Annotated in this window: 19 protein-coding genes; 9 read left to right on the plus strand and 10 right to left on the minus strand. The window is 47.8% G+C overall.

What is annotated here, in order from left to right:
• Positions 1-680 (minus strand): retention module-containing protein (locus M977_RS05115; RefSeq protein WP_157092039.1); only part of this gene is annotated, 680 nt, incomplete at its 3' end.
• Between the two features lie 945 nt (positions 681-1,625).
• On the opposite strand from M977_RS05115, the gene M977_RS05120 reads away from it, so the two are divergent.
• Positions 1,626-2,423, plus strand: coding sequence for a MipA/OmpV family protein (locus M977_RS05120; RefSeq protein ID WP_064512835.1), 798 nt, complete (start codon positions 1,626-1,628; stop codon positions 2,421-2,423).
• A gap of 199 nt (positions 2,424-2,622) precedes the next feature.
• Here M977_RS05120 and M977_RS05125 read toward each other — a convergent pair whose 3' ends face one another.
• Entirely contained in the window at positions 2,623-3,825 is a 1,203-nt protein-coding gene (locus M977_RS05125) for a multidrug effflux MFS transporter (protein ID WP_064512837.1), read from the minus strand.
• A gap of 196 nt (positions 3,826-4,021) precedes the next feature.
• On the opposite strand from M977_RS05125, the gene M977_RS05130 reads away from it, so the two are divergent.
• Complete coding sequence (locus M977_RS05130; RefSeq protein ID WP_064512839.1) at positions 4,022-4,930, plus strand: SDR family oxidoreductase; 909 nt, start codon at positions 4,022-4,024, stop codon at positions 4,928-4,930.
• A gap of 43 nt (positions 4,931-4,973) precedes the next feature.
• Here the strand turns inward: M977_RS05130 and M977_RS05135 are convergent, their stop codons facing one another.
• From M977_RS05135 to M977_RS05155, 5 genes are all read right to left on the minus strand, one after another.
• Positions 4,974-5,420, minus strand: coding sequence for a DUF421 domain-containing protein (locus M977_RS05135; RefSeq protein ID WP_064512841.1), 447 nt, complete (start codon positions 5,418-5,420; stop codon positions 4,974-4,976).
• Positions 5,421-5,432: 12 nt separating this feature from the next.
• On the minus strand, positions 5,433-5,939 hold the full coding sequence (locus M977_RS05140; RefSeq protein WP_064512843.1) for a hypothetical protein: 507 nt from the start codon (positions 5,937-5,939) through the stop codon (positions 5,433-5,435).
• A gap of 124 nt (positions 5,940-6,063) precedes the next feature.
• Positions 6,064-8,121: an EAL domain-containing protein gene (locus M977_RS05145; RefSeq protein WP_157092040.1), complete on the minus strand. Its 2,058-nt coding sequence runs from the start codon at positions 8,119-8,121 to the stop codon at positions 6,064-6,066.
• Between the two features lie 429 nt (positions 8,122-8,550).
• Positions 8,551-9,315 (minus strand): LamB/YcsF family protein, encoded by a 765-nt coding sequence (locus M977_RS05150; RefSeq protein WP_064512847.1) that lies wholly within the window; start codon positions 9,313-9,315, stop codon positions 8,551-8,553.
• Between the two features lie 47 nt (positions 9,316-9,362).
• The gene (locus M977_RS05155) at positions 9,363-10,862 is read right to left on the minus strand and encodes an MDR family MFS transporter (protein ID WP_064512849.1); all 1,500 of its coding nucleotides are present in this window, start codon (positions 10,860-10,862) and stop codon (positions 9,363-9,365) included.
• 82 nt (positions 10,863-10,944) lie between these two features.
• Here M977_RS05155 and M977_RS05160 point away from each other — a divergent pair, with 82 nt between their 5' ends.
• The 3 genes from M977_RS05160 to ypdK all read left to right on the plus strand — a co-directional run bounded on the left by M977_RS05160 (position 10,945) and on the right by ypdK (position 12,405).
• Positions 10,945-11,640: a TetR/AcrR family transcriptional regulator gene (locus M977_RS05160; RefSeq protein ID WP_064512851.1), complete on the plus strand. Its 696-nt coding sequence runs from the start codon at positions 10,945-10,947 to the stop codon at positions 11,638-11,640.
• Between the two features lie 148 nt (positions 11,641-11,788).
• Positions 11,789-11,986, plus strand: a complete 198-nt coding sequence (locus M977_RS05165) for a putative periplasmic lipoprotein (protein WP_064512853.1) — start codon at positions 11,789-11,791, stop codon at positions 11,984-11,986.
• A gap of 344 nt (positions 11,987-12,330) precedes the next feature.
• Positions 12,331-12,405, plus strand: a complete 75-nt coding sequence (gene ypdK, locus M977_RS26080) for a membrane protein YpdK (protein WP_115631778.1) — start codon at positions 12,331-12,333, stop codon at positions 12,403-12,405.
• 60 nt (positions 12,406-12,465) lie between these two features.
• Here ypdK and alaC read toward each other — a convergent pair whose 3' ends face one another.
• Positions 12,466-13,704 (minus strand): alanine transaminase, encoded by a 1,239-nt coding sequence (alaC, locus tag M977_RS05170; protein ID WP_064512855.1) that lies wholly within the window; start codon positions 13,702-13,704, stop codon positions 12,466-12,468.
• Positions 13,705-13,947: 243 nt separating this feature from the next.
• On the opposite strand from alaC, the gene M977_RS05175 reads away from it, so the two are divergent.
• From M977_RS05175 to M977_RS05185, 3 genes are all read left to right on the plus strand, one after another.
• Positions 13,948-15,189 (plus strand): DUF1479 domain-containing protein, encoded by a 1,242-nt coding sequence (locus M977_RS05175; protein ID WP_064512857.1) that lies wholly within the window; start codon positions 13,948-13,950, stop codon positions 15,187-15,189.
• A 177-nt stretch (positions 15,190-15,366) separates the two neighbouring features.
• Entirely contained in the window at positions 15,367-17,073 is a 1,707-nt protein-coding gene (locus M977_RS05180) for a sensor histidine kinase (RefSeq protein ID WP_064512859.1), read from the plus strand.
• Positions 17,070-17,801, plus strand: a complete 732-nt coding sequence (locus tag M977_RS05185; protein ID WP_064512861.1) for a LytR/AlgR family response regulator transcription factor — start codon at positions 17,070-17,072, stop codon at positions 17,799-17,801. The genes M977_RS05180 and M977_RS05185 overlap by 4 nt, the downstream gene beginning before the upstream one ends.
• A gap of 47 nt (positions 17,802-17,848) precedes the next feature.
• Here M977_RS05185 and glk read toward each other — a convergent pair whose 3' ends face one another.
• Positions 17,849-18,814, minus strand: coding sequence for a glucokinase (gene glk, locus M977_RS05190; RefSeq protein ID WP_064512863.1), 966 nt, complete (start codon positions 18,812-18,814; stop codon positions 17,849-17,851).
• Between the two features lie 222 nt (positions 18,815-19,036).
• Here glk and M977_RS05195 point away from each other — a divergent pair, with 222 nt between their 5' ends.
• On the plus strand, positions 19,037-20,272 hold the full coding sequence (locus M977_RS05195; RefSeq protein ID WP_064512865.1) for an ion channel protein: 1,236 nt from the start codon (positions 19,037-19,039) through the stop codon (positions 20,270-20,272).
• On the opposite strand, the gene M977_RS05200 is transcribed toward M977_RS05195, so the two are convergent.
• Positions 20,269-21,927, minus strand: a complete 1,659-nt coding sequence (locus M977_RS05200; protein WP_064512867.1) for an alpha-keto acid decarboxylase family protein — start codon at positions 21,925-21,927, stop codon at positions 20,269-20,271. The two genes, M977_RS05195 and M977_RS05200, sit on opposite strands and share 4 nt — an antisense overlap.
• Positions 21,928-21,998: the final 71 nt, after the last annotated feature.

The raw sequence follows: 21,998 nt of genomic DNA on the forward strand, positions 1-21,998 counted from the left end.
TCAGTCAGTGGAACGTGAGCCGGAGTCAGCTCCGTCTGCGGTACAAATGCGGGTGTCAGTTCGGTCTGCGGCACAAATGCAGGCGTCAGCTCCGTCTGCGGCACTTCTGCTGGCGTCGGCGTAGTAAGCGGTGTCTCCACTACATGAGCCACAACTTCGGCCAGGGGAAGGTCATCAGAAATACTTAAGGAATCGTTTGCTGGAGAAATAAACGTATCAAATTGGTTGTGATCGTGAACAAGAGAACCGAGACCCGCTGTTGGAAAACCTGAAGTAGCATCAACTACTTCGCCAGTCAGCTCCACTCGTTCAATAAAATGCCCGCCGCCACCAGTTCCAGCTTCGATTGGCGCTTCATTACCCGCAGCAGTTGCATCCAGGGCTTTAGTCGGGTCAACACCATCTGTAATTGCCTGCTGTAGTGCTGCGACATCATCAGTCGCGTGCTCAGTATTAGCTGCGGCAGTTACGCCGCTTTGATCACTCCAGTGGCTATTACGCCCCATATCCATTGTATGACCATCGGATAAGTTCACCGTTAATGCGCCGTTAGCACTGGTTACGATTTCTTCTCCAGCGAAGATTCGATCCCCTTCATGCAGTTCACGCTGAGTTCCATCAACAGCAATAGCAAAAACCTGTCCAATGACTACTTTGACGATACCGAGAATGTTGTGCAAACCACTTGCCCCTGAATATTGATATTACATATACCCGTCATACTTCAAGTTGCATGTGCGTTGGCAATACTCGCTCCCACCAGTCACTTACTTGATTAAGCTCCCGGGGATTAATGAGAGACTCCTGTCTCTCACCGGAGGCCAGCCTTTGGCTGGTCAAATTCGTTCCCGACGAATTTGTCACTGCGTCGCCGCCTTCCTACAACTCGAATTATTTTGGGTATAGATGCAACAAAATAAAAATTTCGACGTGTCACTTTGTCTAAAAATGAACATCTTTCTTTAATTAAAATATTAGTATTAACTTTTTATTCACAATGAGTTCTGTATAAAATACGCGCTACAGCCAGCTACATAATAACTTACACTAAAAAATATAGTGAGGAACATCTCAAATAATAAAAAATTCATTTCCCAGAAAGAAATCAGGCTGATTCATATGCAAGCCTATTAAAATAAAAAACAAAACATCCACTTTTGAATAATCATGGCATTTATTATGCAAAATCGCTCTAAGTGCATAAATAACACAGTGATATTATATATTTGTATCCATGGTGTTAAGATGTTATCACTAAAGAAATAATGTCCATTATTCTACATTCCAAATCAAACTCACTCAGATTTATCGTAGGCAATAAATTAAACAGCAGTTTTAAAACCTACAAAGATATAACTAATAAGATATTCACTCTGTAATTATCTAATTTAAAAGTGCTTCGTTCACTGCCAATATTGATGGTTATTTCAACACCTGTCGCATAACCTTGATTACAGTATAAATAATTTCATTCTCTCTCTTGCCGGTGAACTAAACTTTGCAAGAAGCCCGTACAACAGCAGCCCCATCATTTACATAATGAAATTATCTGTAAAGATTTGAACGGGACAGACATTTTGGCAAGAATGAGAATACCCACGCGCTCACCACTTTTGGGAAACTAGATGAGACCAGACCGACAGTTTGCTGCACTCTGCTCCCTGCTGTTAATAAGTACATACGCGAAAGCCGAAGTTGATCTTGGCTCCTTAGACTTATTCGCCAAGGACAATGTCACCAGCCCCATCCCTAAAGGCCTGGTCCTGGGCGGGGCTGTCATTAGTGGCACGCCACGTTACGAGGCGCAGAAAAATGATACTTATATCATCCCCGGCGCTGTCTATTTTGGCGAACAATTTATGTATCTGGGCGACCGTGCGCGCTACTACTTTCACCTGGACGATAAAGTAGCTGCTTATGCATATGGCAGGTTCCGCTTTGGTAACCTTGACCCCGATGATGAAGATGCATTCGACGGGATGAACAAGCGAAAATCAGAGTTAGAAGCTGGTGTCGGTGGAACTCTCATTACCCCTTACGCCCTGCTTAGTGCGCGAATTAGTTCAGATGTAACAGGCCGTAGTAATGGTCAGGAATTATTGCTGTGGGCTGATTTTCCAATCATTAAGGGAAATTTGTTGGTTATGCCCGGCATGGGGATGATGATTCGCAGCGATAAGATGGCGAACTATTACTTCGGCGGTGTCTCGAAAAGCGAAGCAACACCTGAACGCTCGGAATGGGATACCGGTACTACCTTCTCCCCAATGGCTGCAGTAATTACCAGCTATCGCTTCAATTCCAAATGGCTAGGAATGTTTGCTGCCAACTATGAATTTTATGACAAAGATATCGCTGATAGTCCAATCGTTCAGCATAACGGAGAGCTGTATGGGCTCCTTGCCGTCGGCTATATCTGGTAGAGATAAATATGCTGAGTCAGGTTCTAATAAATAAACTGACTCAGCAATAGTTTTTGCTTATATCTCAGCAACCGTGCAATTTATTATCTCCGGTTGATGATAATATTTTATAAACTTTAGCCTCTCAAATAAATGGCATTACCCATTGAGTTTGCAGCGTGATTTATTCAACGCAGAGGCCAGCACAAGGTATTGATATTTACTGGGTGCTTCGTGTGCTCAATGCCATTACCGCACTGGCTACGGTGAACAAGCCAATAATCCAGGCCATTGTCCACGGCGTTCCATCACTGAGCAGTGCCAACAGCAACGAAGAGATAATCCCGCTGCCGTACTGCAATGACCCCATAAAGGCGGATGCGGAACCAGCAACGTTTGGTACTGAATCCAGCGCGGCGGCGGTAGAGGTTGCGGCAATAATGCCGTTCATCGAGAAGAAGACAAAAACGGCCGCCACAATCAAAATCAACCCACCAATTTCTAGCTTCGCAGCAGCGGCCAGAACCAGAGCGGCAACGGCGGCAGTAACGACGGCGAATTTAAGCAACACTTCCAACGGATAACGCTGCACCAGACGGCGGTTTATCACGCTCATGCCCATCAGCCCAACAATGTTCAACGCAAATAGCCAACCGTAGTGCTGCGGCTCCACGCCAAAATAAGTGATGTAGACAAACGGCGAGCCGGTAATAAACGCGTAGGCCGCGACGTAATAGAAGGTCAGGCACAGGGTAAAACGCATGAAAGTAGTGTTCGTTAGTAGCGCGTAGTAGTTACGAAATGCGCTGGGTAACGAGGCTTTTACCCGCTTTTCTTGCGGCAATGTTTCAGGCAACCAGAACAGTGAAATAAACATCATCCCGCCAATCACTGCCAGCAACCAAAAAATTGCGTGCCAGGAGGTGATTTTAATCATCTGCCCACCGAGCAGTGGCCCGGCAATGGGTGCAATCGCCATAATGATCATTAATGTTGATAGCATTTGCGCGGCACGCGTCCGGCTAAACAAATCGCGGATCATCGCTCGCGCCAGCATCGGCCCGGTGCAGGCACCCAGAGCCTGGAACACGCGCCAGAAAACAATCTGCGAAATGTCGGTGGAAAGTGCGCAGCCTACTGAGCCAATCATAAACAGCCCCATACCAATAAATAAGGGCAGGCGGCGGCCAAAGTGATCGCTTAACGGCCCCCAAATCAACTGGGCGACACAAAAGCCCATTAAGAACCCGGTTATCGTCAGTTCTGCATTGCCGTGCAGGTCCTGGGCCATTAACGGCATGGCTGGCAAATAAATATCAGTCGATAAAGAAGTGAACGCCATTAACGCGCTAAGAATAATCACGAAAGAGAGGCCGGCCGTTTTACTGGCTGCGGTCTGCACGCGCGCCTGAGAGTCAATCATAGAATTTCGTACCCAAATAAGTCAGGCGCTTATAGTAACGACTGCGCGCAAAAAGATAATCCAGGATAATCGGATAGCCATTATGAATCGTGCTCATGAATGTATTTAACGCCAGGGGAAATCCTGGTTGCTCTCCAGCCTGCCGAGTTTGTCCTAAGCTTACTGTCTGCGTTTGAAATGCCAACAGGAGAAAAGTATGAGTGATAACAAAAACATACCCGCAAACCGTAACGAAACACACGCAGATCAATTCCCTACCCCACCCTTTCCCCATCAAAAACAGCCTTTCCCTGGGCTTGCCGGGAAAATGACGCCGCGCCCCGATCACGGCGAAACATCCTATAAAGGCAGTGGCCGTCTGGCGGGGAAAAAGGCACTGATAACCGGTGGTGATTCCGGGATTGGCCGGGCGGTAGCTATCGCCTTTGCGCGCGAAGGTGCGGATGTTGCAATCAACTATCTGCCTGAAGAAGAGGAAGATGCTAAAGAGGTTATCGAATTGATTCGCGAGGCTGGGCGTAAAGCGGTTGCCATTCCCGGAGATATTCGCGAAGAGTCATTCTGCCAACAGCTGGTGAAACAGGCTGCGCAAGAGCTTGAGGGATTGGATCTGCTGGTGAACAATGCGGGTCGTCAGCAGTATTGCGAGTCGATTAAAGATCTCACTACAGAAGCCTTTGATGCGACGTTCAAGACCAATGTTTACGCCATGTTCTGGATAACTAAAGCCGCGTTAGATTATCTGCCGCGCGGTGCATCTATTATTAATACCTCGTCGGTTCAGGCATATCTCCCCAGCGAAATTCTGCTCGATTATGCCCAGACCAAAGCGGCCATCGTGGCATTCACTAAGTCGCTGGCAAAACAGCTTGGGCCAGAAGGCATCCGGGTGAATGCGGTCGCTCCCGGCCCTTACTGGACGGTTTTGCAGTGTTCCGGCGGTCAGCCACAAGAGAAAATTGAAAAATTCGGTGAGTCCGCGCCGCTTGGCAGACCAGGGCAGCCTGCAGAAATTGCCGGGATGTATGTGACGCTTGCCTCGCCTGAGTCGAGCTTTACGTCAGGCCAGGTGTGGTGTTCAGATGGTGGTACCGGGACGCTGTAAAGTGCGGCCACAGAACGGGGATGCCTTTCTCCGTTCTGGCACTTTATTTGGATTCTGGGACGATGGAGATATGACCGTTGGTTTCCAGGATCGCAAACTTAATTTCATCAAGCCGGGTAATGCCGTGGTCAACTCTCGCCATTAACAAAATATCGTCGCAGGAAATATCGGCTTTTTTCATTTTGTCCTGAAAAAGGTAGCCATTTTCCACCAGAATAACCGGCGTTCCATCAAGTAGATCATCCGCTCCCGGCAGATATTTTTTAATCATGCCAAACAGAATATCCACCACAATTAAAGTGACGATCGTAATCATCGCGCCGGTCACTGAAAAATCATTTCCCAGCAGTGCCTGTTGGGTGGCCTCACTAATAATCAGCAGTAATATCAGGTCAAAAGAGGTCATTTGCAGCAGGGCACGCCGACCCGCAATCTTAAAAACCACCATCAATATCAAGTAAATGGCAAGAGCCCTTAATACCATATCCATTGTCTGGCCACCTCAGGGATAGATAATTTGCCGGAATGTAATATCCGGTCCGCCATCAACCGCTATCGTGCTTTTAATCAGGCCTGCTTTCATCGGGGTAAGACTTAGCCACAGTGTTTGCTGCGCACCTGCTGTAGGTTTGTCATATTCAACGATCATTTCTCCATTAAGGCTGTACATTTTATCCGGCTGCGGTTGCAGAGAATCAACGCGAAAACTCTCCATAAAATCACCGCCAAAAATAATACGGTTGTGATCACCAAGGGATGAGACTGAAACAATTTTCATGTCAGCATCACTCATCAGCCGATTGAATTTTTCATAATGAAGGGAAAGCGAGCCATTGGTATTGGAAAGGTGAGAATCACTCAGATATCCCTTTGAAAATATCCCGCACAAGGCGGCAACAACAATCAGCAACAGCAGGACAAAACCATAGCGCCGCACCTGAAAGTCAAAGTTAAGCCAGAACGGTTTTTCGACAACGGGTGAAGATTTATCGGCGGGTGTTATTTTCATTATTTCAATCCAGCCAGAAGAAAAGATTTAGCCACACCATGATGAAAGTAACATCACTCAATTGAGCTTAGTCAAAGGGAAGAACCTCCGCCATGATTCGGAAAACGGAGAGTCCCTAAGTGGTTCATTTTTTAACCAGAACTGAACATAACTCTTGTAATGGAAGCGGTCGGTGAAATAAGAATCCCTGCGCATAGGATACACCGGCAGAGAACACTTTTTTTCTCTCGTCCTCAGTTTCAACGCCTTCAATAAGAACCATTGCATTTGTTCCCTTGCAAAGAGTCACAACATTTTTTAGAAAGCAAAATCCATTATCTTTATTAAGATTTTGCACTAAGCTTCTGTCTAATTTTATTTTATCAAGATCATATTCATTGATATATGAAATAGTTGAGTAGCCAGAGCCAAAATCATCAAGAGAAATTTTAACCCCCAAGGCTTTAATTTCGCTCAAACACTTTGAAAGCATTTTCGGATCACTTATTTTTTGCGATTCGGTTATCTCAAACTCTAACACCCATCCATTTGGCAAAGGCTCACTTAAACATTTTTTAATGATAGAGTGTAGTCGATTATCACTCAATGTTTGTGGCGACATGTTAATACACATTGTATAGCCTTTGAAGCCTAAAAGCTGGGTGCGGATTATATTAACCACAGTCTGTAAAACCCAAAAATCTATTTCAGGCATTAAATTTAAACGTTCATAATATTCAAGAAAAACAGGAGGTGTTATTGTGCCATCTTTAGCTTTATGACGAATAAGTGCTTCGCAACCAATGATTTCATTTTCAGGGAGTTTCACCTGAGGTTGAAAATATAAAATGAAATCACCATTTTTTCTGAGATTATTTATTTTATCTTGTGCAATGAAATGATCATTCATTTCTGCCAGGTAGTTATTGCTACGGACGGAATTAAATTCAGCGGGATGATTAATCACTTCATTTTGTGATAACAGACTGACATTTAAATCTTGCAGTATCTTATCATTAAAATTAATTCGAGACTCCATGACCTTCAGAAAAGCGTGATAAATTTTCGCACCAATAGCAATAACCATTATTTGTAACACGACCATTCTTACCGACCCTCCGCTTGCCAGCCATGCATTCATCAGTGGTGGCGTAACCCATGAAAATTGACTCTGCAAAGGTGGAATGAGCCCGACGATGGTTGCTACATAGGCCACTGTATAGTTCATCATAGGCACTAAAATAAAGGGGATAATCATTATCGGATTGAGGACGATGGGCACGCCAAACAGTAGCGTGTCATTGGTGTTAAATATTGATAAAGGCGCAGAAACGCTGAGTAGTTTACGATAATATTTTTTATCGCTGAATAGCATCGCTGCAGCAAGGCTAAGCGTTGAACCACTGCCACCAATATTGCACCAGACGTTAAAAAACATACTACTGATCACATTTAACGTTGCATGGCCTGCATGCCAGGCAGCAATGTTATTGTTAGTGGAAAGGACTAATGAGTGTAATTGTGTTTCTAATAAATTTTCGCCGTTGAGGCCAAAGAACCAGGAAGCCCCACAGAATAATAAATATATCAACCCGTGAAAATAATCACTCGGGTATAAAGAGCGCGCCACTCCACTAACAATAAAATATAAATCCCCTTTCCATAACTTGATAAGCGAACCACATAAATAAAGCAGTATAAATGCCAGCGCAGCGCCACAAAATAAATACCATGCGAAAAACCTTTCATGTTTACGATCATGAATATAGTTAATTGTTTTTTCGCATACTATACCGGTTGTCGCACCAAGAAGCATGGATGCAGAAATATTAACATCCAGAAAGAAGTAAGGTGACTCGCTAAAAAAGCTACTCACTATAATTAACACACCTAAGTTAATTAAAGCCAAACTCATTGGGGGTATTCTGTTACGCCTTGCAAAGTGCATAGATAAGAAGACATTCAACATTATTGGAGCTATTTTTACCAAACCTTCTTTTAAAAGCGACAACCATGAATATATATTTTCGAACCCAGCAATTAAGGAGACACTTGAAATAAGCTCTAGCATACCGCATGCAACGAAAAGCGGGACCATTGCCATGGTGCTTGAGGCGATAGCATTAAAAAGTCTGCTATTAACGATACAACTCACCACCTGCGAGCCCGCCCCCTCTTTACAAAAGATAAAAAACTTTCTCACTACCACCTCAAAGAAAAACAGGCTGAACACCTAGCTGTCAGAATAATTTATATAAATTAAACAATCAGATTATTCGTAAAACATTAATGATATTTCGTTGTAAGCTACTCATTAATCTGGTTAATTTAGTGTTTGTTTTTTGTTAATTTAATTTTAGTCAAAAACACTTTTTTAGTCTTGAACGATTAATCATGACATATAACTCTTGAACAACGATCGACAATTACCGCAGTATAATACAATATTATTTAATATTCAGACACACTCTAAAATAGCCAATAAAATACAATCCACTCTTTAATGTCAATGTTAAGCACAAATTGAGAAAGCAAAAAAAATTTTATTAGAATGTTTTTTTGCTTTCCATATTGCTGAGTGAGTTGTGATTTTACGTAGCTAACTACTTCAAGAGAGTTTTCGGGATTTATTTCAAACGATAAATGAATGGATAGCAATGCCCTTCTCTTCCAGAAGGTTACGAATCTGACGAGCCATCTCGATAGCGCCTGGGCTGTCGCCATGTACACAGATGGAGTCGGCTTTGATAGGGGTAAACTGGCCTTCGATGGATGTCACGCCACCCTGGGTAATTAGTTGCAGCATACGTTGTGCTATGAGCTTCGCATCATGCAGTACGGAGGCGGCCTCACGGCGAGAAACCAGCGTACCATTAGCGTGATAGGCCCGATCGGCAAAGGCTTCAGCAATAGTTCGTAGCCCTTTTTCCTGTGCCAAATCCAGCACACGGGAACCCGCAAGGCCCACCAGCGGTAAACGAGGGTCAATGGCAAGGATAGCGTCGATGACCGCTAAAGCCTGCCGCTCGTCCTGGGCAATAGTGTTATAGAGCGCACCATGTGGTTTTACATAACGCACTTCGGTGCCCGCCGCTTTCGCCAGGCCTTGCAGTGCGCCAATCTGGTAAATCACATCAGCGATTAATTCATCTCGGGCAACGTCCATATTACGACGACCAAACCCCACCAAATCAGGATAGGAGACGTGCGCACCGATTGCCACGCCTTGTTGGGCTGCCTCTCGCAGTGTTAATAACAGCGCAGCCGGTGAACCAGCATGGAAGCCGCAGGCAACGTTGGCACTGCTAACAAGTTTCAGAATCGCGGCGTCATCACCCATCGTCCACGCGCCAAAACTCTCTCCTAAATCGCTATTTAAATCTATCGCTGTGACCATCGCTGCCCTCTTCGCCCAATCACTTATCTATTGATAATTAGCATACATTATTTGCGTAGCGGGACATCTTTCATCAGCAATGAGAGCACAAATGCGAGCACTACTACACACGCCGAAATCATGTACACCGAGTGCAAGGCCGAACCAAATGCCTGCAAATAATCATTCTGCAGCGCTGCCGGAAGTTCATGTACCGCTTTCGCACCCAGTTGGTGTGGCAGTTGGACATCCGGTGGGATCAGCTCAATAAGTTTGTTTTGCAGCACGTTAGTAAAAATCGCACCGAAAGCCGCGACACCTATCGAGCCACCAATCTGGCGGAACAGCGTAGTACTGGAGGTCGCAACCCCAATCAGTTTCTGCTCAACGCTATTTTGTACCGCCAGTATCAGCACCTGCATCACCATCCCGAGGCCAAATCCCAGCAGTGCGATATACATATAAAGAATATGAATCGACGTATCTATTTTAAGCGTACCGAGCAATGCCATGGCAATGAACGTCACCAACGTGCCAAGAATGGGGAAGATACGATAACGCCCAATTTTGCTGATGATGCGCCCGCTAATAATCGAAGTCAGCATGAGTCCGCCCATCAGCGGTAACAACTGAATCCCCGCTTCCGTCGGCGTGGAAGACTTCACCACCTGCAAATAGAGCGGCAGGAAAGTCATCGAACCAAACAGCGACATGCCGATGATAAAACCAATCAGGCAACTTAATAGGAAGGTACGGTCGCGAAACAGGCCGAGCGGAATGATTGGCTCAAAAGCCCGCTGTTCTTCATAGATAAAACCACCAAGCGTCACCACGAAGAAAGCAAATATGCACCACAATTGGGGATCGGACCATGCCATTACCGTGCCGCCCTGGCTGGTAAACAGAATCAAACAGGTCAGCGACGCCGCAAGATAACCTGCGCCGAGGAAGTCAATTTGGTGGCGAATACGTGCCGTTTGCGGTTTTAACACAGCTCCAATCACCAGCAAGGCGAAAATACCCAACGGCAAGTTGATGTAAAAAATCCACCGCCAGGAAAAATGCTCTACCAGAAAACCGCCAATCAGCGGACCAATGACCGTAGCGAGCCCAAATACCCCGCCAAACAAGCCCTGATATTTCCCACGCTCAGCCGGAGGGATGACATCACCCACTGCCGCCATTGTCACGACCATCAGGCCACCGCCGCCCAACCCCTGCAATGCACGCATTAGAATCAGTTGCGTCATATTCTGCGCCAGGCCGCACAATGCCGAGCCAAGTAAGAACAGTACAATAGCGACTTGCAGGACGATTTTCCGCCCAAGCAAGTCGCCAAATTTACCGTATAGCGGCACCACAATTGTTGAAGAGAGCAAATAAGCCGTCACCACCCAGGAGAGTTTTTCCAGCCCACCCAACTCGCTGACGATCGTCGGCAAGGCGGTAGACACGATGGTCTGGTCGAGTGCCGCAAGCAGCATGACCAGCATCAGCGCGGAAAACAGCAAACGAATCGATGTCGTTTGCTGTTGCGTTTCTGTCTGGGGCGTTTCGGTGACTGTCATTTTATCTGCCGGGTTGTAATTAATTAACTGGGTAATTAATATAGATGGAATAGTTTCATACGGTCAATGGAGTGCGCACAAAATGTCACCTGTAAACGGCCCTGATAAATCCGAAAATAATATTGATAATGGCCAAAAACGTCGCCGCCCTGGCCGCCCAGCAGGCACCAGTAACAACACCGATAAGCGTGAGCACTTGATTGATATCGCGCTGAAGCTATTTTCAAATCAGGGGATTGCACAAACCCCTCTGAGCGCCATTGCCGCGGCTGCAGGCGTGACACCAGCCATGCTGCATTACTATTTCAAGACCCGCGAACAATTGCTGGATGTATTAATTGATGAGCGTTATATGCCGGCGCGGGCATCAATGGGTGGCGCTTTTGAGCTACACCCAAACGACCCGGTGGGTGCGCTGACCGCGTTGACGCAGAAATTCATTGATGTCTCGTTGCTTTACCCGTGGTTTGCTCCGCTTTGGATAAGAGAAGTATTGAGTGAAACCGGGTTATTGAAGCAACGAATTGATGCCCGTTTCGGCACAAAAGAGAAACAGTCGGCGGTGAACTGGATTCACAAATGGCAGGATGAAGGCCGCTTAAACCCAGATCTCGACCCGGAGTTTCTCTTTATTTCGCTGTTCGGTTTAACGCTAATGCCTGTTGCCCGCTTGCAACAGGAAATTCGTAATGGCGATTCCCGCCTGAGTGCTGAAAGGCTTTCACGCCATATTGCTGCACTGCTGAAATCTGGGGTGGGTAATCAGCACCTGGATTAAAAATCAAATATTTCCGGCACCATTCATAACTCATATCAATGATTAGGCTTTTTCTTAGTTTACCCGTATTAAAAATGATGGATTATGCTCGCGCCAGATTATGGCGTTTCGCTTCGGCGGCTTCTTCTCAATTTTGGGTTAAACAGCAATGAAAAAAGTAATGTTGATGTTGGTTATGGCCGCAGCACTGGCTGGTTGTAGTTCTCCTGCTCAGCGCATGGCTGAATGCCAGGCACAGGGAATCAGTAAAGATACCTGTTATCTTTCTGAGCAGAACCGACAAAACTCAGTTAATAACGCAGCGATGAAACAGGCAATGGAAAATGCCCACGACGCAGTAAAATAAGTCTGATAACCATCGTTAATACAGGCTCAAAAGAGCCTGTTCTTCATCTCATCCCCGCCAGACACCAACCCACATAACCAATTGAATTTAGTTGACTTTATAACCACTTATTTATGTGAAATGTAAAGTTTAAAAAATGAATGTCTTAGCCGTTTGTTGACGCTTGTATTTAGCCTGATATGGGGAGTACATTAGCGCCGGCGAATCGATGAATCGTTATCAAAATGCAATATGAAACGGCTTTATCGAGTGAAGTAAATCCCAAAACACCCGAACTGCGGTTTCATCTTTCTATACTGAATTTTTAGCACGATTGCGCGGAAACACGCGCGGAGCAATGTAACGTGAAATATTTCATGATGGGCTTATCGTTCATTTTGTTAGTGTGGGTGGGTACGTTTGTGATGATGGTTGAATAACCTGAATATCAAACTATCAAACAATGAGAGACAGGAGCCATAAGGCTCCTGTTTTCGTTTTTATTCGGCTAAATCTGAAGAAGATTTCTGCGTGGTTGGTAATAAACCGTCCGCACGGAACATGGCTTTAATGCCTCGTACTGCCTGGCGAATGCGGTCGCGGTTTTCAATCAGAGCAAAGCGAACATGCGTGTCGCCGTAATCACCAAACCCAACACCTGGCGAAACGCACACTTTCGCATCCTGAAGCAGCTTTTTAGCAAACTCCAGTGACCCCATCTGCGCGTACTGCTCAGGGATTTTCGCCCACACATACATTGACGCTTTTGGGCACTCAACCATCCAGCCAGCTTCATGCAAGCCCTTAACTAAGACATCACGGCGGCGTTTGTACTGCTCGGCGATATCACGTACACACTGCTGATCACCTTCCAGTGCCGCAATTGCCGCGACCTGTAGCGGGGTGAATGTGCCGTAGTCATGGTAGCTTTTGATCCTGGCAAGCGCGTTGACTAACTCTTTATTGCCCACCATAAAACCAATGCGCCATCCCGCCATATTGTAGCTTTTCGACAGCGTGAAGAATTCAACGGCCACATCCCGTGCACCTGGGACTTCCATTATTGACGGGGCTTTCCAGCCGTCATAGACGATATCGGCATAGGCCAGGTCATGCACCACTAGCACGTCGTAGCGTTTTGCTAAAGCGACAACCTTTTCGAAAAACTCCAGTTCAACACACTGTGCTGTTGGGTTCGACGGGAAGCCGAGGATCATCATTTTCGGTTTTGGATAGCTTTCGCGAATAGCTCGTTCAAGCTCGGCAAAGAAGTCGACGCCTTCCACCAGCGGCACCGAACGAACTTGCGCACCGGCGATGACCGCACCGTAAATATGAATGGGGTAACTTGGGTTTGGCACCAGTACCATGTCGCCATGATCAAGCGTTGCCAGCATCAGGTGTGCCAGTCCTTCTTTCGAGCCGATAGTGACAATAGCTTCGCTTTCAGAGTCGATTTCGACGTCATAGCGGTCTTTGTACCAGCGCGAAATCGCGCGGCGCAAGCGCGGTATGCCTCGGGAAGTCGAGTAACCGTGGGTGTCTTCACGCTGTGCGACGGTGCAGAGTTTCTCAACGATGTGCGGCGGGGTTGGGCCGTCAGGGTTGCCCATACTGAAATCGATAATATCTTCGCCGCGACGACGCGCCGCCATTTTCAGCTCAGCGGTGATGTTGAATACATACGGAGGGAGACGATCGATACGCGAAAAACGACGCTTTGGACTGGAGTCAGCCATAAATTCCTCAGATTAACGTTAGCGCCCGGACCGTCCGAGCGACGCTGCCACGCGATATGGCCTGATTAGAAAATAGCCTGAATAAAAAACATCTGTCGAGAGGAAAAACGAAATATTTTTATGATGCACAAAAAGAGGATACTTCATTTGAAGCTAATCCCTATTTTATTTGATAACCATCGATTACATTAACCATGTCGCAACATTCATATAACCTCTTTCTAATAGACGTGGAGTTTCGCCATGACCCTACACATTGATGACTTACCGCGTGCAATCCGTGAGATAAAACAAAAGCTTCGCCACGAATTGCCGGACTACAAAGCTGTGTTTGAACAACTCGAAGGCGATATGCAGCACCAGATTGACGCAATCCGTGATGAGATGGCCCGTGGTGAAAACCCGGTACCACAAATCAACGCCGACGATATCGTCAACAATCGCGTCAGTGATCAGCAAAAAGCCCTGATTCGCCAGCGCGGTTGCTGCACTGTAAAAGGTGTATTCCCACAATCCCAGGCTCAAGCCTGGAATGAAGAAGTAGGAAATTACCTGGAGCGGAATAACTTTGTCGAAAAACTAAAGAATGCTGCAGAAGATAACTACTTCGGCAATCTTGCCGCCAGTAAGCCGCAAATTTACGGTATTTACTGGTCTAAACCACAAGTTGAAGCTCGCCAGCATGCCCGTATGAAAGCGGTACAGGTTTTCCTGAATAATTTATGGGAAACCGAAAGCAACGGTAAGCAACATTTCGATCCGAATCGTGTTGTGAGTTACGCTGACCGTACTCGCCGCCGCCCGCCGCGCTCTAACTCTTTGGGCCTCTCGCCACACGTCGATGGCGGTTCAGTTGAGCGCTGGCTGGATGAGAATTTCCGCCATGTTTACCGCCATGTGTTTACCGGTGACTGGCAAAATTACAATCCCTTTGCTGCGGAAGGCCGTACCGAAGTGCGTGAGTTCCCATCCCCAGCAGTGTGTTCCATGTTCCGTACTTTCCAGGGTTGGACGGCACTTAGCCCGCAACGCAAACATGGTGGCACGCTAACACTACTGCCGATCGCAAATGCAATGGCCTATATCTTACTGCGCGCACTTCAAGACGATGTGCCGGAAGAATCCTTATGTGGAGCAAAGCCAGGGCGAGCACTATCCATTAACGAGCAATGGCATCCCCTTTTATTAACAGGGATTTCCTCAATTCCAGATATGGAAGCAGGTGATACCGTGTTCTGGCACTGCGATGTGATCCATGCCGTTGAAAATGAACACCTTGGAGAATTCGACAGTAACGTGATGTATATCGCTGCAGCTCCGTGGTGTGAGAAAAATGCCGCCTATCTCGAGCGCCAGTGGCCAGCATTTGTTGAAGGAAAATCACCACCAGACTTCGCGGCCGATGATTTCGAAGTGGATTTCACGGGGCGAGCCACGCCTGCGGATTTAACTGACGCAGGGCGGGAGCAATTGGGCGGGAAGTAATCGATTCAGTTGTCGGATGTCACTAGCTTAATCTGACCGACAAAAAGCTGTAAGACCGTTGTGGGGGGGATTAGCGCAAGCGACATCCACCCTCTTTTCACCAAAAGATACCTTTCTGGTAACCGCTGGGTAATTTCCTTATCATTGCCTTTCCATTCTTTGTCACGCGAGTCACCCGTGCACGAAATTTTTAACATGCTGCTGGCGGTATTTGACCGGGCGGCGTTGATGCTTATTTGCCTGTTCTTTCTAATTCGCATCCGCCTTTTCCGCGAGCTTCTGCATAAAAATGCCCACACGCCCAAAGAGTTATTAGCAGTCACCGCTATTTTCTCCATGTTTGCTTTGTTCAGCACCTGGTCTGGTGTACACGTTGAAGGCTCGCTGGTGAACGTGCGTATTATTGCCGTCATGGCCGGCGGGATCTTATTTGGCCCTTGGGTAGGTATCATCACCGGTATTATTGCTGGGACACACCGTTATCTAATTGATATTGGTGGCATAACGGCTATTCCCTGCCTGATTACCAGCATCGTTGCGGGCATTATTTCAGGGTGGATAAACCGTAAAATACCCAAAGAGAAACACTGGAGTGTCGGCATAATCGCCGGGATGCTGTGTGAAACTATGACCATGATTCTGGTGGTGCTATGGGCGCCATCTGTCGGGCTTGGAATAGATATCGTTTCGAAAATTGGTATTCCGATGATCCTCGGAACGGTCTCTATTGGCCTGATAGTGGTGCTGGTGCAAAGTGTTGAGGGTGAAAAAGAGGCCAGTGCCGCACGCCAGGCCAAACTTGCACTAGATATTGCCAACAAAACACTGCCACTGTTCCGCAACGTTAACAGCGAGTCATTGCGCCAGGTCTGCAATATCATTCGCGAAGATATTAATGCCGACGCGGTGGCGATTACCGATATAGACAAAGTACTGGCCTACGTCGGGTTTGGAGAGAATAACTATAAACAGAACGACGATGGTATCAGCCCAAGAACGCAACTCGCGATTCGAGAAGGCAAAATCATTATCCGCAATGATGATGAGGCTTATCGCACCCCGGAAATTCACTCGCTGATAATTATTCCGTTATGGGAAAAAGGTGTCGTCACCGGCACGCTTAAAATCTATTACCGCCACGCGCACCAGATCACTTCCACATTACAAGAAATGGCGGTCGGGCTTTCGCAGATTATTTCCACCCAACTGGAGGTTTCCCGCGCCGAGCAGTTACGCGAAATGGCAAATAAAGCTGAGTTACGCGCTCTACAAAGCAAAATTAACCCTCATTTCCTGTTCAACGCGCTAAATGCGATTTCATCCTCTATTCGTATGAATCCAGATACCGCGCGCCAGCTTATCTATAACTTGTCGCGCTACCTGCGTTACAACATTGAATTAAAAGACGATGAGCAGATCGACATTAAAAAAGAGCTGTATCAAATTAAAGACTATATCGCTATTGAGCAGGCGCGTTTTGGCGACAAGCTGACGGTGATTTATCACATTGATGAAGAGGTTAACTGCCTGATTCCAAGCCTGCTGATTCAGCCGCTGGTTGAGAACGCGATCGTGCATGGCGTGCAGCAATGCAAAGGCAAAGGTGTCGTCACCATCAGCGTGGAAGAGAGCGGGAATCGTGTGCGTATTGCGGTGCGCGACACCGGGCATGGTATCGATCCGCAAGTTATTGAACGCGTAGAGGCCAACGAGATGCCAGGCAATAAAATTGGTCTGTTAAATGTGCATCATCGCGTAAAATTACTCTATGGAGAGGGGTTGGTTATCCGACGCCTTGAGCCGGGGACGGAAATTGCGTTTTACATTCCTCACGCCGCTACTGTCGTTCCGCCGTTATTGTCGCAGCAAGGAGGAAATGCATGAAAGTTCTCATCGTAGAAGATGAAGTGCTGGCGCAGCAGGAGCTTAACTGGTTGATAAAAGAACATAGCCAGATGGAAGTGGCTGGTATCTTTGACGATGGTATGGATGTACTGAAATACCTGCAACATCACGAAGTTGACGCTATTTTTTTAGATATAAACATCCCTTCTTTAGATGGCGTGTTATTGGCGCAAAACATCAGTAAATTTGCCCATAAGCCGTTTATTGTGTTTATCACTGCCTGGAAAGAGCACGCAGTGGAGGCCTTTGAACTCGAAGCGTTCGACTACATTCTGAAGCCTTACCAGGAATCGCGCATTATCGGCATGCTGCAAAAACTGGAAGCTGCTTACCAGCAACAGAATGCCCCTGCCTCTGCCAACAGCCCAAGCCGTGAAGCGCTAACCATTAACCTGGTGAAAGATGAGCGAATTATCGTCACCGACATCAACGATATTTATTACTCCGAAGCGCACGAGAAGATGACGTTTGTCTATACGCGACGCGAAGCCTATGTGATGCCGATGAATATCACCGAGTTTTGCCACCGATTGCCAGAAAGCCACTTCTTCCGCTGCCACCGTTCGTATTGCGTTAACCTGAGTAAGATCCGCGAGATAGAACCGTGGTTTAACAATACTTATATTTTACGTCTGCGGGATTTGGATTTTCAGGTGCCGGTGAGTCGCAGCAAAGTGAAAGAGTTTCGCGCGTTGATGCGCTTGTAGAGCGTAATGTCGGATGTCGCTTGCGCTAATCCGACCTACGAAAGCCGTTAGAGGATTTGCCCCAGCGTCTGACGCAAATGAGCGCCAGCGCCGAGCAGCCCTGGTTGATCGTGAACAATCAGGTACACCGGGATGTTCTGCACGTACTCTTTGAAACGCCCTTTATCCTCAAAACCGCCACGGAAACCGGAAGCTTTAAAGAACTCGAGGAAACGTGGCACGATGCCGCCCGCGATATATACGCCGCCGAAGGTTCCCAGCGTCAAAGCGAGGTTGCCCCCAAAGCGCCCCATGATCACGCAGAACAGCGACAGCGCACGGCGACAATCGGTGCAGCTATCTTCCAGCGCTTTTTCAGTGATGTCTTTCGGCTTGTAATTTTCCGGCTCGCGTTGGTCAGACTTGACAATAGCGCGGTACAGATTCACAAGCCCTGGGCCTGAAAGCACACGCTCCGCAGAAACGTGGCCGATTTCGGTGCGCAGTTCTTCGAGAATAATCCCCTCTTCTTCACTGTTTGGCGCGAAGTCAACGTGTCCGCCTTCGCCAGGCAAGCTCACCCAGCGTTTATCGACGTGAACCAGATGTGCGACCCCAAGACCGGTGCCTGCACCGTAAACCGCGATAGGTTTGCCTTCGACCGGTTCATCACCGCCAAACTTGATCAGGTGCTCTTTTTTGAGCGCCGGAATAGCCATGGAAACGGCGGTAAAGTCGTTGATAATTTCCAGATGTTCAAAGCCGAGATTCTTTTTCATCTCCGCCGTGGAGAATGCCCAGCTATGGTTGGTCATCGCCACCCAGTCACCGGTAATCGGGCAAGCAATGGCGATACAACCATCGGTTACACTGACATTGTGCTCTTTGAGATAATGCACCACGACCGCTTCCAGGCTTGGAAAATCGAGGCCCGAGTAAGTTTTTGCCTGGGTGATGTCACCATTTTCAACGTTGCACAGTGCCAGACGTGCATTGGTACCGCCTACATCTCCTACCAAAGCATATTTTGTCATTCTTCCACTGCTCCGCTAAAGTCAAAATAAGTCCTGACAACACTGTAAAATTAGCTAGCCTAAACAACAACGACCAGATGAGAAGTGCCTTGGGATTATAGATCTTCGTCACAGATTAGCTTGAGCGTTTCAGCCCATATTGCTGAAAGGCAAGATGTGTTATCTGGCAGACTGTATGTCGTGGCGATTTTGCGTTAAAAAAATTTCAGTTAAGGAAAAATCATGCTCCATCCGCGAGCCAGAACCATGCTGGTGCTTTCCATTCCGGCACTGGTCATTGGGATCTGTTCCAGCCTGGTATTAATTGTGGTGATGAAAGTTGCCGCTGTCTTACAAAAATATTTATGGGTGTCACTGCCCGCCCGTTTCGATCTCGATATGAATTCACCGATGTGGATTTTATTGATGCTGACCTTCACCGGGATTGCAGTTGGGTTGGTGATTCGCTATATGCCAGGACATGCAGGCCCTGACCCTGCCACTGAACCGTTGATTGGTGCGCCAGTTAGCGTAATCGCGTTGCCGGGTTTGATTATTGCGCTATTGCTAGGGCTTGCGGGTGGTGTAAGCCTCGGGCCTGAACATCCTATTATGGCGGTAAATATCGCGCTGGCGGCGGCTATTGGCGCACGCTTGTTGCCAAAAGTCGGGGCGCTCGACTGGACGATTCTTGCCGCAGCCGGAACCATTGGCGCATTGTTCGGCACGCCGGTGGCAGCGGCGTTGGTATTTTCCCAAACGCTCAACGGCAGCAATGATGTTCCTTTGTGGGACCGACTTTTTGCACCACTTATGGCAGCAGCAGCCGGAGCAATGACCACAGACTTGTTCTTCCACCCTGATTTCTCTTTGCCTTCTTTGCAATACACGGAACTGCGCCTGGTGGATATTTTCAGTGGCGCCGTGGTGGCAGCTATCGCTATTGCATTGGGTATGGTTGCCGTCTGGTGCCTGCCACGTATGCATCGTTTAATGCACCAGCTCAAACACCCGGTGTTAATCCTTGGTGTAGGTGGCTTCCTGTTAGGCGTATTAGGGCTGATTGGTGGTGAAGTCACGCTATTCAAGGGGTTGGATGAAATGCGCCAGCTCGCCGCTGGGCAGCATTACTCTGTAGCAACATTGCTGATGTTTGCGGTGGTAAAACTGGCTGCATTGGTGATTGCTTCTGCATGTGGATTCCGTGGCGGACGCATATTCCCAGTGGTATTCGTTGCGGTCGCACTTGGGATGATGCTCCACCAGCATGTTGAAGCGGTTCCGGCTGCCATTACGCTATCTTGCGCCATCCTTGGCCTGGTGTTAGTCGTTACGCGCGATGGTTGGCTCAGCCTGTTTATGGCAATGGCCGTGGTGCCCGACATCAAACTACTCCCACTGCTGTGCATCGTGATGTTGCCAGCCTGGCTGATGCTTGCAGGTAAACCGGTAATGATGGCGGAGAAGCCTAAGGTTTAATCCTTAGCGGCATTGCGCTTAGCAAGCGCTGCCGTAACGGCCTGCAATAGTTCGGGTATATCTTGTTTCGGCAGAACGACCTCCACAAGCGTAAGTCGTTCTGCCAACGCCACCTTCTCCATCACTTCTTCAAGCTGCACTTGCTCAGTCACTCGCCAACATTGCGCAGGGTTGTGAATATTCATCGCCTGCGGAATTTGCGTCCAGTTCCAGGACGCTATGTCGTTATAACGCTGCTCGGCACCATGAATTGCACGCTCAACGGTGTAACCGTCGTTATTGAGCAAGAAGATCACCGGGCGTTGTCCATCGCGCATCATCGAGCCAATCTCCTGAATCGTAAGCTGCGCCGACCCATCCCCCACCAGCAATACTACGCGACGATTGGGGCAGGCGGTTTGCGCCCCAAACGCGGCCGGGAGGGTAAAACCTATCGAACCCCACAACGGCTGGCTGATAAAAGTCACCCCGGCGGGTAGGGTCAGCGTCGCCGCGCCAAAAGCGGCGGTTCCCTGGTCTGCAAGGATGATATCTCCCGCCCGCAGGAATTTTTGAATTGATTGCCAGAACGCATGCTGGTCTAGTTTTCCGCTAGTCGCTTCGGGCAGTGCTGGCGGCTTTTGCTCTGACCCGGGCCAACCGGAAACCTGGTGTTTGCACAACTGATGCAAGACCGACACGGCTTGTGCCATCGCAATGCCGCTGAACCAGCGTTCACCGATTCGGGTGGCATTTAGTTGAATGTCGATAGTCTGCTGAAGGGTAAGATGCTGAGTGAACCCAGCGGTAAGCGTATCGGTAAACTTAACGCCCACACAGATAACCAGCTCGGCCGTTTCAATCGCCTGAATCACCTTTGTATCGCTGGCAGCGGCACTGTAAGTGCCTACAAACCCCTGCTGACCTTCATCAAATAATCCTTTGCCCATTAGCAACGTTGCGTGAGGCATCGGAGTGTCATCCATCCACTGTTGCAAGGCTTTTTGCTGTCCAAAACGTAGCGCCAGAAAATCCGCCAATAAGGCCACACTGCGGCTTTCAGCCAGGCGTTCTTGTACACAGGCACGAAATTCCGCCAGTAACGCGGGATCGGTTGACGGTTGCGAAGTAAGTAACGGTTTTGTTGGGCGAGTAGCTGGGGCCTGAGAGACATCGCCAGGTAATAACAAATAACCTGGACGGCGTTGGGTCAAAGCTTGCTGCAAAACGCGGTCGATTTCATAGCACGCATTTTCTACAGTGAGTGAAGCCTGGGCCACTGTCACTTCCTGCGCCATGCGCGCAAAGTGCCGGAAATCACCGTCGCCTAATGTGTGGTGCATTAACTCACCGCGCTGTTGCGCCCCAAGGCATGGCGCGCCGACGACATGGATAACCGGTAAATATTCAGCGTAACTTCCAGCGATGCCATTAATAGCACTTAGCTCTCCTACCCCAAAGGTAGTGAGCACAGCCGCAGCACCATTACAGCGCGCGTAACCATCCGCAGCATAGGCTGCATTAAGTTCGTTGGCGCAACCCACCCATGCCAGGGTTGGGTTATTAATGACGTTATCCAGAAACTGTAAGTTGTAATCACCGGGGACACCAAATAGATGGTTAATCCCAACCTCAGTGAACCGGTCCAGCAGATAGTCCGCAACACAGTAAGACATGAGTCATTCCTTCTCAGAGGGCTTACAGTGAGTATTGGACATCTGTGATCGCTGTCGAGGAACGAGGAGAA

This window comes from Buttiauxella gaviniae ATCC 51604 (assembly GCF_001654835.1).
Lineage (GTDB): Bacteria > Pseudomonadota > Gammaproteobacteria > Enterobacterales > Enterobacteriaceae > Buttiauxella > Buttiauxella gaviniae.